Raw genomic sequence first — 13,751 nt, forward strand, 5'->3', positions numbered from 1 at the left:
ACACGTACCACTCGCCACCCACTTAAGCATAAACGGTATCCGTGGACACCGGCTACACAAAAAGACTAAGGGAACATCACCCAATCGATGTAGCAACCGCGCCCGCGACGCGCGACTCACACCATGACCGAGACAGACATCGTCGTCCTCCGCGAGGGGACCGAGGGCCTTTCGATGGAATCGTACGCGAACGCGCTCCGCGAGCGCCTCCCGGACCGGACCGTGACGCTCGCCCGGACGCCGAAACAGGAACGCGAACTCGTCGCCGACGCCCGCGTCGTCACGGGCATCACGATAGACGAGGACCTGCTGGACCACGCCGATCGACTCGAACTGTTCGCCTGCACGTTCGCCGGGACCGACCACGTCCCGATGGACGCGCTCGCGGAACACGGCGTCGCCGTCACCAACGCCGGCGGCATCCACGCGCCCGGCATCGCCGAGCAGGCTATCGGCAACATGCTCGTGTTCGCCCGCCGCCTCCACGAGGGCTGGCGGCGCAAGGAGCGCGCCGAATGGCGGCACTTCCAGTCCGGCGAGTTCACCGACAGCACGGTGACGATTATCGGCCTCGGCTCCATCGGGCAGGCCGTCGCCCAGCGGTTGCAGGGCTTCGAAGTCGAGACTATCGGCATCCGCTACACGCCGTCGAAGGGCGGCCCGACCGACGAGGTCGCCGGCTTCGAACCCGACGCGGTTCACGACGCGCTCTCCCGGAGCGAGTACGTCGTGGTCGCGTGTCCGCTGAACGACCTGACCCGCGGGCTCATCGACGAGGCGGAGTTCGCCACGATGCCGACCGACGCCGTGCTCGTCAACGCCGCCCGCGGCGGCATCGTCGACACCGACGCGCTCGTGTCGGCGCTGCGGTCGAACAAGATTCGCGGGGCCGCGCTCGACGTGACCGACCCCGAGCCGCTTCCCGCCGACCACCCGCTGTGGGGGCTGGAGAACTGCCTCATCACGCCCCACACGGGCGGCCACACGCCGAAACACTGGGACCGCCTCGCCGACATCGTCGCCGGGAACCTCGGGCGACTCGACGAGGGCGAGGAGTTGGAGAACCAAGTGCTGGCCGCCGAGTCGAACTGACTCCCGATGGCGACGCAGGAACGTCCCGACGACTCTCGCGCCGACCAGCAGACCGACCCGGCAGTCGACCCCGGCGACGACCCGCGCGCCGACTACGACTACGTCGGCGGCGATACCGACCGCGAGGCGCTCGTGAGCGACCTCGAACGCCTCGTCGACGGCGGCGTGCGGTTCGACGAGTACACCCGACAACTGTACGCGACCGACGCCTCAGCGTACGAGGTGCTCCCCGTCGGCGTCGTCATGCCGACCTCGACCGCCGACGTGGCGGCCGTCGTAGAGTACTGCGCCGACCGCGAGATTCCCGTCCTCCCCCGCGGCGGCGGCACGAGCCTCGCCGGACAGGCCGTCAACGAGGCGGTCGTCCTTGACCTCTCGCGGCACATGGACGGGGTCCAGTCGGTGGACTCCGAGGCGGCGACGGCGACCGCGCAGGCCGGGGTTACGCTCGCGGACCTCAATAACTCCGCGGCCGACCATGGTCTCACGTTCGGCCCGGACCCCGCCGCGGGCGACCGGAGCGTCCTCGGGGGCGCTATCGGCAACAACTCCACCGGCGCGCACTCCCTGAAGTACGGCAAGACCGACTACTACGTCGAGGAGTGCGAGGTCGTCCTCGCCGACGGGAGCGTCCACCGCTTCGACGAGATGCGCGTGGACGAACTCCGGGAGAAGGCCGACCCCGAGAGCGACGCGTGGGGTTCCGACGGGCCGCAGAGTCCGCTTCTCCCCCGAATCTACGCCGAGGTCGTCCGCGTGCTCGACGAGGAACGAGCGGAGATAGACGCCCGCTACCCGGACCTCAAGCGCAACGTCTCGGGCTACAACCTCGACGCGCTGGTCGAGGAGGCCCGCGGGGAGCGCCCGCTGGCCGACGGGACCGGAACCGACCCGGACTGCGAGTCGGGGACCGTGAACCTCGCGCGCCTGCTCGCCGGGAGCGAGGGGACCCTCGCCGTCGTGACCGAGGCGACCGTCTCGCTCGAATCGCTCCCGGAGACCAAGGCCGTCGCGCTCCTCACCTACGAGGACGTGTTCGACGCCGCCGCCGACGTGGCCCCCATCCTCGACCACGACCCGGCGGCGGTCGAGCTCATCGACGACGTGCTCATCGACCTCGCGCTCGACACCGCGGAGTTCCACGACGTGGCCGCGTCGCTCCCCGACGGGACCCGCGCGGCCCTGCTGGTCGAGTTCTACGCCGACTCCGACGCTGACGGCCGGCGGAAGGTCGCCGACCTGCTGACGGCTCGCGCACCCTCGGTGACGTCGGAGGCGACGCCATCTTCGGGCGTCGGCGTCGCCGACGACGCCCGCGCGTTCGACGCGCTGGAAGCCCACGACGAGGCGGCCCGCGCGGGGCTCTGGGAGATGCGCAAGGCCGCCGCGCCCATCCTGCTCTCCCGGACGACCGACGAGAAACACATCTCCTTCATCGAGGACTGCGCCGTGCCGGCCGACGAACTGCCGGGCTACGTCGAGCGGTTCCGCGAGGTTATCGACGACCACGACGCCAACACGAGTTTCTACGCCCACGCGGGGCCGGGCGTGCTGCACGTCCGCCCACTCGTCAACACGAAGACGCTCGACGGCCTCGATTCGTTCGAGACCATCGCCGACGAGGTGACGGACTTCGTCGTCGAAGCCGGCGGGTCGGTGTCGGGCGAACACGGCGACGGCCGCGCGAGGACCCAGTGGAACCGCAAACTGTACGGCGACCGCCTCTGGAACGCCTTCCGCGACCTCAAGACCGCGTTCGACCCCGACTGGCTCCTCAACCCGGGGCAGGTCTGCGGCGACGTGTCGATGACCGAGAACCTCCGGTTCGACCCCGACTACGAGTTCGACGCCGGCTTCGACCCCGAACTCGAGTGGGACACCGAAAACGGCTTTCAGGGGATGGCGGAACTCTGCCACGGCTGCGGCGGCTGTCGGGGCGACCAGTCGACCACCGGCGGCGTGATGTGTCCGACCTACCGCGCCACGGAGGAAGAGGGGCTCTCCACCCGCGGTCGCGCGAACATGCTCTGGCAGGCCATGAGCGGCGACCTCGACGCCGACGCGACGGACACCGAGTTCATGCACGAGGTGCTGGACCTCTGTGTCGGCTGTAAGGGTTGCGCCCGTGACTGCCCCAGCGAGGTCGACATGGCGAAGCTCAAAGCCGAGGTCGAACACGCCCACCACCAGTCTCACGGCGCGAGCCTCCGAGACCACCTGTTCGCCGAGGTGGACCGACTGAACGCGCTGGGCTCGCGGCTCGCCCCGCTTTCGAACTGGGCGGCGAAGATACCGGGCGCGCGGACGGTCATAGAGAAGACCGTCGGCATCGCCAGAGAGCGGTCGCTCCCGACGTTCTACCGCGAATCGCTGGAAGACTGGTTCGAGGCGCGGGGCGGCGCTCGCGTCCCCGAGGCCGAAGCCACCGACAAGGTGCTCCTGTTCCCCGACAGCTACACCAACTACAACCACCCCGACGCGGGGAAGGCCGCGGTCCGCGTCCTCGAAGCCGCCGGCGTCCACGTCTCGATTCCGGACGACGCGACCGCCACCGGCCGCCCGGCCCACTCGAAGGGCTTCCTCGACCGGTCGCGGGCGCGCGCCGAGACGAACGTCGACGCGCTCGCGCCCCGCGTCGAAGCCGGCTGGAGCGTCGTGCTCGTCGAGCCCTCGGACGCGGTCATGTTCCAGTCGGACTACCTCGACTTGCTTTCGAGCGATGCGGCTGAGACCGTCGCCGCCGAGACCTACGGCATCATGGAGTACCTCGACGCGAAGCGCCTCGTGGAAAACATCGACGCCTCAGCGTCGGCCGAGACGCTGACGTATCACGGCCACTGTCACCAGAAGGCGACGCGCAAAGACCACCACGCGGTGGGCGTCCTCCGGCGCGCCGGCTACGACGTAGACCCGCTCGATTCGGGCTGTTGCGGCATGGCCGGGAGCTTCGGCTACGAGGCCGAACACCACTCACTGTCGAAGGCCATCGGCGGCATCCTCTCGGACCAAATCGGCGAGAGCCGCGGCGACACCGTCGTCGCGCCCGGGGCGTCCTGTCGAACCCAACTCGAAGACATGGACGGCGCGGCCGACGACCCGCCGCACCCGATAGAGAAGGTCGCCGAAGCGGTCGCTGACTGAGAAGCGCGCCGAAAAAGAAACCGGGCCGCACCGCGGCCCTTGGGTCGTCGGTCGATTGGGGTTCGCTCGACGCTCAGCCGCTCAGGGCCAGAGGCCCCGCGTCTCCTTCGCGCCGCCGATGCGGGAGAGCGCGACGACGTACGCCGCGTCGCGCCACGTCAGGTCGCGTTCGTCGACGTGTTCGCGGACCGCGTTCCACGCCTTGAGCATCTCCGCTTCCAGTTCCTCGTGGACGCGTTCGAGCGACCACTGGCGGCGGTTGATGTCCTGCAGCCACTCGAAGTACGAGACGGTGACGCCACCGGCGTTGGCGAGGATGTCGGGGACGACGGGAATCCCGCGCTCTTCGAGGACGGCGTCGGCCGCGAACGTCGTCGGCCCGTTCGCGCCCTCGACGACCATGTCCGCCGAGATGGCGTCGACGTTTTCGGTCGTGATGACGTTCCCGATGGCCGCCGGGATGAGCACGTCCACGTCGAGTTCGAGCAGTTCCTCGTTCGTGAGCGACTCGGGGGCGTCGTAGCCCGACACCATGCCGGGGCGCTCGTCGTGACCCTCGACGTCCTGCGTGTCGAGGCCGTCGGGGTCGTAGATGGCCCCGTCCACGTCGGAGACGGCGACCACCTTCGCGCCCCACTCGTCGAGGAGGCGGGCGGCGTTCGCGCCGACGGAACCGAACCCTTGGACTGCGACGGTGGTGTCTTGGATGTCCCAGTCGTAGAAGTCGATGGCTTCGCGGGTGACGATGGCGACGGAGCGACCGGGTGCCTCCTCGCGACCGTACGAGCCGCCGATGACCGGCGGCTTGCCCGTCACGACGCCGGGCGTCGTCTCGCCCTGCTGCATCGAGTAGGCGTCCATGAACCACGCCATCTCCTGCGGACCGGTTCCCATGTCGGGCGCGGGAACGTCCTTCTTCGGCCCGACGACGTTCCGAATCTCCTCGGCGAACCGTCGCGTGAGTCGCTCGCGCTCCTCGTCAGAGAGCGTCTTCGGGTCGACCGCGACGCCGCCCTTGCCGCCGCCGAACGGGAGGTCCATCACGGCGCACTTCCAAGTCATCCACATCGAGAGCCCGATGCACTCGTCGGCGGTCACTTCCGGGTGGTAGCGGAGGCCGCCCTTGTACGGCCCGCGCACGTCGTCGTGCTGCGCGCGGAAGCCAGTAAACACGTCGAGGGAGCCGTCGTCGCGGCGGAGCGGGACCGACACCTGTTGGACTCGTGTCGGGTGCTTCAGGCGCGCGACGACGCCGTCGTCGACGTCGGCGTGGCTCGCCGCGCGTTCGAGCTGCCTGCGCGCCGTCGCCAGCGCCGATTCGGGTTCGGACTCCGAGCCGCCGTCGGCGACCGCTTCGCCGTTTCGATTTTTGCCATCTTCGGTCATCATATGAGGGCTGTGACCCGGAGTCATAATTAAGTTGTGAATAGCCGGCGGGGGAAGTCGGCCAGCGGTTCCGCCCCAGTGGCCGTGACGACGAACGTCTCGCTGAGTTCGACGCCGAAGTCGTCGAACCAGAGGCCGGGGATGGTGTGGAACGTCATGTTCTCTTCGAGCACCGTCTCGTCGCCGGGGCGGAGGCTCGCGGTGTGCTCGCCCCAGTCCGGCGGGTAGCCGAGCCCCATCGAGTAGCCGATGCGGTCTTTCTTCTCGATGCCGTACTCGGCGATGGTGTCGCGCCACGCCTTCTCGACGGCCTCGCAGGTCACGCCGGGTTCGACCGCGTCGAGGGCGGCTTCCATCCCCTCGACGACGATGTCGGCCCGCCGGGACAGCTCTTCCGGGGGGTCGCCGACGAACGTCGTCCGGGCGAGCGGCGAGTGGTAGCGGTGCCGACAGCCGGAGAGTTCGATGATGACCGGGTCGCCGTCCTCGAACTCGCGGTCGGTCCACGTGAGGTGCGGCGTCCCCGTGTGGTCGCCCGAGGGCATCAGCGGGACGATAGACGGGTAGTCGCCGCCGTAGTCGTCGGTGCCCTCGATGAGCGCCGAGTAGATGGCCTCGGCGGCCTCGTACTCGGGAACGCCCTCCTCGATGACGTCGAGGCCGGCCTGCATCGCGTTCTCGGAGATGCGGGCCGCCTCGCGCATGTAGTCGAGTTCGGCGTCGGACTTCTTGATGCGCACCCGGTTCACGAGGAGCGTCGTGTCCTCGAAACTCGCCTCGGGGAGATTCTTCTGCAGGCGCGTGTAGGACTTCGCGGTGAAGTAGTAGGCGTCCATCTCGAGGCCGACGCGCGCGTCGTCGACGCCGAGGTCCTCCAGCACGGCCGCGACGAAGTCCATCGGGTGGAGGTCGTGGGGCGACTGCACGTGGTCGTCGCTGTACGGCCGGATGCTCTCCTCGCTCAGCGTGGTCGTCGCGCGCGCGCCGTTGGCGTCCATGTCGCGACCGACCCACACGGGTTCGTCGCGGTCCCGCGTGACCACGACCCCCTGATGGACGTAGAACGACCACCCGTCGTAGCCGGTGAGATAGTTCATGTTCGCGGGGTCGCTCACGAAGAGCGCGTCCAGCCCGCGTTCGGCCATCCGCTCTTTGGTCCGGGCGATGCGTCTGTCGTACTCGGCGCTGTCGAATACGGCTCTTGGCATGGGAACCTCTATCGAACCATCGGATAGGGCCCGTAAAAATTTTTTGTGGACCATGGTCACGAATTCTGTGTACGCCGACGGCTCGGGAGATGATTATAATGGGTAGATAGTACAAGAACACAGTCCGACCCAGATAACTATAGATGTCTTCTATCCATATATCCCACGTAGGATGCCTTAAAATGCATAACTGCTTAAATAATCTAGATTATTCGAGTTTTTCAAGATATTCAAACATGTAATAAGGTACTATATAAACAATACTAATGTCCCTCCGACCCACCGAGAACAGTACGCATCTGCTGGGAGCCCAATCGTTATTCCTCGCAGTCTCGGAGGCGGGGTATGGACCTCTCTATCGTCGACCTCTCCCCGGTTCCGCGGGGCGGGACCGCGACCGACGCCTACGCGAACACCGTCGAGGCCGCCGCGCAAGCCGAGCGACTGGGTTACTCGCGCTTCTGGGTCGCCGAACACCACGGCATGGCGAGCACCCTCGCGGGAACGACCCCCGAGGTGTTGCTCGGCCACCTCGCCGCGGAGACCGACTCGATTCGGCTCGGCTCCGGCGCGGTGCTGCTCAACCACTACAGCCCGTTCAAGGTCGCAGAGCAGTTCGGCGCGCTCGACGGGCTCGCTCCCGGTCGCATCGACGCTGGGCTCGGCCGGGCGAACGGGTCGCCCGCCTCGGACCAGGCGCTCGGGACGGACCGGCACGTCGAGGACCCTGACGGCGACCACGCCGAGAAGGTCGAGGCCGTCGTCAACCACCTCTACGACGACTACCCCGACGAACACCCCTACGCCGACCTCGAAATTCCGCGAGGCAACGGCGATCCGCCAGTTCCGTGGGTGCTCGGGTCGAGTCCGTCGAGCGCGACCATCGCGGGCGAACTCGGGCTGCCCTACTGTTTCGCGGGCTTCATCAGACCGCAGTTCGCCGTCCACTCCTTCGAGGAGTACCGAGAGAGCTTCCGGGCGTCGCCACTGGCCGGCGGCATCGACGAACCCCACGGGATGGTCGCGGTGAACGCGGTCTGCGCCGAGACCGACGAGGAGGCGGCGCGGCTCCGCGCGGTGGCCGAGGCGACGTACAAGCGGATGCGTCGCGGCGAGGTCGGGACGAGACCGACCGTCGAGGAGGCGATAGACGAGCTCGGCGGCGTCCCCGAACCCACGCCCGCGACGCTCGGGGCGAAAGAGTGGCCGCGAGCCATCTCCGGCAGTCCCGAGACGGTTTCGGGGCTGTTGGACCAGCTCGCCGAACGCGTCGGAGCCGACGAGATGATGATTCAGCACGTCGTCGGCGACCACGAAGACGGCCTCCGCTCGCACGAACTGCTCGCCGAGGGCGTCGGGCTCGTCTGACGCGTCAGCTTCCGCGACAGTCCGTCGGCCCGGATAATTCATATTGCGGTCCCCGAAATGGAGAGTGTGTCACGCGTACGGTATCTCCGACTCAAGGACACGCCCTTCGAGGCGCGGGAGTTCTCGCTCCTCTGGCTCATCGCGCTCGCAACCTACGGCGTCGGCGACATCGTCACGACGCTCACTATCCTCTACTACGAGCGCCGGTTCGACGAGGCGAACGCCCTGCTCGTGGCGAGCACGGACGCCCTCGGCCATTGGGGGCTCGTCCTCCCGAAGCTCGCGGTCTTCTTCCTCTGTCTCGGAATCTGCGTCTACGGCGCTCGCGTGGGCGATAAGGTGCTGTACTACCTGCCGCCGGTCACGCTCTCCGTCATCGGGGCGTTCGCCACGGCGTTCAACCTCAGACTCTTCGTCGGGTGAAGGGGGGCCAGGAGAAAACGTGTCGCAACCCGCTCAGTCGGTCGCCTGTTCGAGCGTGAAGACGAACTCCACGTCGACGCTGTCGGTCTGTATCTCGTTGCCTGCCGACTCCCGAATCCGCCACTCGACGACGAGCGACAGGGATTCCCCGCCATCGAGTCGGCCGAGCGTGACGGACTCGTTCCACACGTCGGCGAAGTCGAGATACGTCGTCTCGTCGCCAAGCACGTAGGCGCTCGTCCCGTTCGCCCGCTCGACGCGAAGTCGGACGGCGAGCGCCTCGTGGAGTTCACCCTCGTCGGCTCCGCCCGTCGAATCGACCGACAGTTCAGGTCCGGAGCGGCCGTTTTCGGCGGAGTCGAACGGCATCGAATCCAGCGTCAACACGCCGGGGTCGCGCCCGCGGTTGGTGAGCGTCCCCGTCGAGTTGCCCGCGGAGCCGGGCGCGACCGACTGCGTGTCGAGAAGCGAGACGCCGGCCCCGCCGGAGCCGAGTTCGAGGTCGACGCCCTCCGGGGCGCTCCCGGCGGTGTTTTCGACGGTTACGTCGAACGACGCGGTCTCCTCGGTTCGGGCGACCTCGGTCGAACCGCGGAAGAACACCGCAGTCACGGAGACGTAGCCAGTCGTGACGGCTGTCTCGCCGTCGTCGCTGGCGGCGAAGCCCGCGGTTCGGTCGCCGTCGGCGTAGGTCACGTCGGAGCCGAGCGCGTCGGCGACGTCCACGGGACTCGACCCCCGGCTGGTGACGCGTCGCTCCTCCTGCCAGCCGTCGTCCGGTGCCCACGTGTTCACCACGAGAACCACGCTGTCGACCGCGCCGGTCCACGAGAGCGATCCGGTCACGGGGCCGCTGAGCGTCCCGACCGTTCCGTCGGCGCTTCGGACCGTCGGTGGGTCGGCGGCCTCGACCGTCAGCGTCGGGTCGGGCGCGGGCGACGATGCGGCCGTGGTCGCGGTCGTCGTTTGGCTGTCGCCACCGGAGCCACCACCGCCACCACCTCCGCTGCCCGTAGAGCGCGCCGTAGTGGTCGGCTCGGGAGTGCTCGTCGGCGCGGACGTCGGCGACGGCGTTGGTGGAGCCGGTGTCGATGTCTGCGCCGGCGTCTCCGTCGACTTGGGGTCCGTCGTCGTGGCCGGCGTAGACGTCGCACTCGTGGTTGGCGTGGGCGTTGGTGTCGGCGTGTCGCCGGACTGGTTCGTCTCGTCGGACGGGGCGTCCGATGTCTGCGGAGGCGGCGTCACGGTGACCTCCGGCGGCGACGGCTCGGGGTCACCGTCACCTCGGAGGTCGGAGAGCGCGTCGTTGACGCCGCTGTCGTCGAGGAAGCGGTCGATGCTTCCGGGGGCGGCCAAGCCGGTTCCGACCAGCACGATGCCGACAACCACGAAGACGATGACTAACCGGCCGAGGACTTGAGAGAGCCGCGGCGAGAGCGTGCCGAGAAGTTTCGCCGAAAAGAGCGAGGCGAGCGACAGCGGAATCGGGAGCAGGCCCGCTCGCGACGGGCGGTACTCGACCACCAGCGCCGTCTCGGTGGGGCGGTCGCCGGCTTCGACCTCGTCGCCGACGGCGACCGGACGCTCGTCGGTTCGCGGGCCGTCGTCCTCGTCGGTCGAGATGCGCTCGACGGTCGTGGAGTCGGCGGCTGTGTCGCGCACAAACGACGACGAGCGGGGGCTCCAACGGCGAACCTCTCGGACGACCCCGTGGACGGGCAGGCCCTCGCCGGGGAGACAGAGGACGCGGTCGCCGCGTTCGAGGCGCTCGAAGTCGACCTCGTCGAAGTCGTCCGTGTCAAAGTCGGTCGCGTCGCGGTCGGCTTCCGTCTCGTCGACGAGGCGGCGGCACCGGGTCGCGTCGGCGAGAATCAGTTCGGGCGACTGCTCCGGAGTCCAGTCGAGCGCGTCCGCGTCGTCCGGGCCGCTCACGAGGGAATCACCGCCCGTCCTCGGATGCGGGCGTCTCGTCGGCCGCCGTCGCCGCCGCATCGCGGTCGGCAGGGTCGGTCACCCACTCGATATCGTCGGTCGAAGCGGAGGTGTCGGAGGCGGAAGACGAGGGAGGCGATTCGACGACTGCGACGGGGTCCGAAAGGCGGACCCCCGTCCGCTCCGGGTAGAGCGTGACGCCGCCGTCCGAGGCGCTGACGTAACCGGCGTCGATACCGGCTCCGCCGTTGGGCCGGCCGTCGCTTCCAGCGCTTTCGGCGCTCCCCCCGGGGCCGTCCTCCTCGTCGCCGTCGACCTCGACGAGCGCGTCAGTGTACAGCGAGTAGAGTTCGGTCACGACGAGGAGCGCGCCGGGGAGGATGACGAACAGGACCAAGCCGAGTTTCGACTGGGCAAACTGGGAGGCGAGTCCGAGGTACGGCACGTGGAACCAGACGCTCCCGACCACGCGGTCGGCCGCGACGGGGTCCGAGTCGACGTCCTCGTTGGCGTCGCCCTTCGTCCGGAACACCGGACTGTCGCCGCTTCGGTCTACCGCGACGACCCGGTGGGTCACGCGGTCGGTCCGCTCGTCGGTGATGGCGCTGCCGGCTTCCCGGTAGGTGATGATATCTCCCTCCGAGATGTCCGTGGGCGGAACGTCGCGGACGACCACCACGTCGCCGGCGTCGAACGTCGGCGACATGCTCCCCGAGAGGACGGTGTAACTGGCCTCGGCACCGAATACCTGCGGGGCAGCGAGCACGACGACGAGGGCGACGGCGACGAGGAGGACGACGCCGCCAAGGACGCGAGCCGCCGCGGCGAGACGGGACCAGTGCATCGGTCAGTCGTCTCCGTCGTCATCGTCGTCGTCATCATCCGCTTCATCGTCATCACTGTCTCCGTCGTCATCGTCGTCGTCGTTCTCGTTGCCGTCCTCGTCGTCGTTCTCGTTGCCGTCCTCGTCTTCACCGTCGTCGTCTTCACCGTCGTCGTCATCGCTGTCCGAGCCACCGTCACCGTCGTGGCCGTGGTCGTCATCGTCGCCATCTCTGTCGTCGTGATGACTGTCGTCGCCGTCATCGTCGCCCGTCTTGACGTCGACCCGAACCACGAGGTCGTCGGGGTCGATATCTTCGTCAGCATCCCACGAGAACCGGAGCGTCCCCGTGAGCGAGAACGACCCGTCAATCTCGCGGTCGATGCGGACGTGGCTCGTGCCGGTCGCGTCGACCGAGACGTCGGCGAGGGCGCTCGTCTCCCCGTCCGCGGAGAGTTCGAGGTCCGAGACCGTGACCGACGACCCGGCGGCCGAGGCGGAGACCGTGACGCCGAGCGCGACCACGTCGTCCGCGCCGACGCCCTGCGCCTTCCGCCCGTTCTTGTCCGGGTACTCGGTGCCGCCGATGGTCATCGTCACCTTGCTGCCGTCGAAGTCGACCCGGAACGACTCGGTCCGTCCCGAGGACCACGCGTGCTGCCAGTGGTCGTTCTGCTTGTGGACGCGGGTCTCGGAGCGTCCGGAGCGCTTCAGCACCGCGACTTCGTAGTTCTCCGGCTCCGAGTTACCGGGGGCGGAGCCGTCTTCGGGGTCGCCGTAGCGAGCGAGCGTCGCCCAGTCCCACCCGCCCATCGCGGCGCGGGCGTCGCCGGAACCGGACGCCGAATCGTCGTCACCGTCGCCATTGTCGTCATCGTCGTCACCGTCGTCGTCGACCTCGCAAGTGGCGTCGCCGTCGTCGTTGGCCCGCTGGTCGAGCGCGAACCGGAGGTCGACGCCCGCGACGTCCGAGGCGACCTCGTTGCCGGCGCTCGACGGGAGCCGCCACGCGATGACGAACTCGACGGACTCGCCGGGGGCGAGTTCGTAGTCGAGGTCGAACGTCTCGTCTGCGACGAACATCGAGTCGAGGGTCGCGTAGTCGGAACTGCCGCAGAGGAACGTCTTCGACCCGTCCGGGGCTTCGAGCCACGCGCGGACTTCGAGCGCCTGCGCGAGTTCGCCGTCCCCGACGCGGGGGTCGTTCTGCGACGGGGGCTCCGACTGGCCGTTCTCGTCGTCGGTGACACCGAGTACGTCGATGTCGAGAAAACCCGGGAGCGACCCGCGGTTGCGGAGCGTCACCGACGCGGTGCCGCTGTCGCCGGGCGCGAGGCCGGACTCTTCGAGGAACGTGAGTCGCTCGTCGTCGCCGTCGACCGTCAGGTCGAGCGTGCCGACGCCGAACGACGCGTCGGCGCGCTCGGTGTCGGAAAACGCCGAGTACGTGCCAACGCCCGCGGCGGCGCTCCCGGCGCTAATCGTGAAGAGGCCGCCGAGGAATCGGCGTCGAGTGAGCGTCAGCGTTGGTGTCTGTTTCGGCATCGAGTGGCGTCGGTGAGTGCGTCCGGCGGGTCGGGACGAAAGAGGTGAACTCGGTCGACTGCGACCGGGTGCGTCGTCTGCGTCGCCCGCGAACGCGAGTGTGGTTACTGGCTGTCCCGCTGGTTCAGCTCGAAGTCGAACTCGACGTCGAGGCCGTCGGCCTGGAACTCGTTGCCGGCGCTCTCCTGCATCTCCAGCGCGAAGGAGAACGTCTTGGTCTCGCCGGACGCGAGCGCGATGTCTCGGACGTTGGAGTCGTCGTCCTCGCCGGCGTTGTTGGCGACCACGTCCGCGAGGGTGGCCGACCCACCGAAGCGGTCGGCGAGCACGTCGAGGCTCCCGACTTCGAACGTCGTCACGTCGAGGACGCCCGCGAGGTCCGCCACCGAGGCGTCCGCGTCGCCGTCGTCGCCGGCCGTGGCGTCGCTGTCGTTTTCGGTCAGCGCGAGGTCGATGTCGAGGCTCCCGTCGAGCGTCCCGTCGTTTTCGAGGTCCACTTCGAAGGTGTCGGTCTCGTCGCCGGGCGCGAGGCCCGTGGCGCTGAAGCTCGCGGAACTGGCTCCGTCGGCGAGGCTCAGCGTCCCCGCCTGGAGCGTGTTCTCGGTGCTCGATTCGGTGTCGTTGAAGAGGGCGAACGTGCCCACCCCGGCTGCGGCGCTTCCCGCACCGATCGTGAGGAGTCCCCCGAGGGCGCGGCGTCGTGTGAGTTTGAATACTTTCTCTGGCATCGGTTTCTCCGTGCGGCCCACCATACACCCACTCCCTTCCGTGACGTTCTGGGTGGGGTGACCTTCAGAGATAGCTACTCGATTAGACGGCAATAATCCGATACC

General features: G+C 68.4%; 10 protein-coding genes. 4 read left to right on the top strand and 6 right to left on the bottom strand.

Translation table 11 applies throughout. The annotated features are described in order from the left end of the window. Nucleotides 1-123: 123 nt before the first annotated feature. A complete protein-coding gene (locus C5C07_RS16205; RefSeq protein ID WP_049968805.1) occupies nucleotides 124-1,092 on the top strand; it encodes a D-2-hydroxyacid dehydrogenase in 969 nt (322 codons plus the stop codon). 6 nt (nucleotides 1,093-1,098) lie between these two features. Continuing rightward, on the top strand, nucleotides 1,099-4,233 hold the full coding sequence (locus tag C5C07_RS16210) for an FAD-binding and (Fe-S)-binding domain-containing protein (RefSeq protein ID WP_115805562.1): 3,135 nt from the start codon (nucleotides 1,099-1,101) through the stop codon (nucleotides 4,231-4,233). Nucleotides 4,234-4,314: 81 nt separating this feature from the next. On the opposite strand, the gene gdhB is transcribed toward C5C07_RS16210, so the two are convergent. After that, complete coding sequence (gene gdhB / locus C5C07_RS16215) at nucleotides 4,315-5,622, bottom strand: glutamate dehydrogenase GdhB (protein ID WP_199514459.1); 1,308 nt, start codon at nucleotides 5,620-5,622, stop codon at nucleotides 4,315-4,317. A gap of 26 nt (nucleotides 5,623-5,648) precedes the next feature. After that, entirely contained in the window at nucleotides 5,649-6,827 is a 1,179-nt protein-coding gene (locus C5C07_RS16220) for a M24 family metallopeptidase (RefSeq protein WP_008097255.1), read from the bottom strand. A gap of 345 nt (nucleotides 6,828-7,172) precedes the next feature. Between C5C07_RS16220 and C5C07_RS16225 the strand changes: the two genes are divergently transcribed. Both C5C07_RS16225 and C5C07_RS16230 read left to right on the top strand, forming a co-directional pair. After that, nucleotides 7,173-8,195, top strand: a complete 1,023-nt coding sequence (locus C5C07_RS16225) for an LLM class flavin-dependent oxidoreductase (protein WP_008097253.1) — start codon at nucleotides 7,173-7,175, stop codon at nucleotides 8,193-8,195. 66 nt (nucleotides 8,196-8,261) lie between these two features. Next, nucleotides 8,262-8,618 (top strand): hypothetical protein, encoded by a 357-nt coding sequence (locus C5C07_RS16230; protein ID WP_008097251.1) that lies wholly within the window; start codon nucleotides 8,262-8,264, stop codon nucleotides 8,616-8,618. A 33-nt stretch (nucleotides 8,619-8,651) separates the two neighbouring features. Here the strand turns inward: C5C07_RS16230 and C5C07_RS16235 are convergent, their stop codons facing one another. From C5C07_RS16235 to C5C07_RS16250, 4 genes are all read right to left on the bottom strand, one after another. Further along, complete coding sequence (locus C5C07_RS16235; protein ID WP_115805563.1) at nucleotides 8,652-10,550, bottom strand: hypothetical protein; 1,899 nt, start codon at nucleotides 10,548-10,550, stop codon at nucleotides 8,652-8,654. A gap of 7 nt (nucleotides 10,551-10,557) precedes the next feature. Continuing rightward, nucleotides 10,558-11,394, bottom strand: coding sequence for a signal peptidase I (locus tag C5C07_RS16240; RefSeq protein ID WP_008097249.1), 837 nt, complete (start codon nucleotides 11,392-11,394; stop codon nucleotides 10,558-10,560). A gap of 3 nt (nucleotides 11,395-11,397) precedes the next feature. Then, nucleotides 11,398-12,918 carry a TasA family protein gene (locus tag C5C07_RS16245; RefSeq protein WP_115805564.1) on the bottom strand — a complete coding sequence of 507 codons (1,521 nt, stop codon included), beginning with the start codon at nucleotides 12,916-12,918 and terminating at the stop codon, nucleotides 11,398-11,400. 104 nt (nucleotides 12,919-13,022) lie between these two features. Next, nucleotides 13,023-13,646, bottom strand: coding sequence for a TasA family protein (locus C5C07_RS16250; RefSeq protein ID WP_115805710.1), 624 nt, complete (start codon nucleotides 13,644-13,646; stop codon nucleotides 13,023-13,025). Nucleotides 13,647-13,751: the final 105 nt, after the last annotated feature.

Origin of the sequence: Haloferax sp. Atlit-4N (assembly GCF_003383025.1) — an archaeon.
GTDB classification, from domain to species: Archaea; Halobacteriota; Halobacteria; order Halobacteriales; family Haloferacaceae; genus Haloferax; species Haloferax gibbonsii.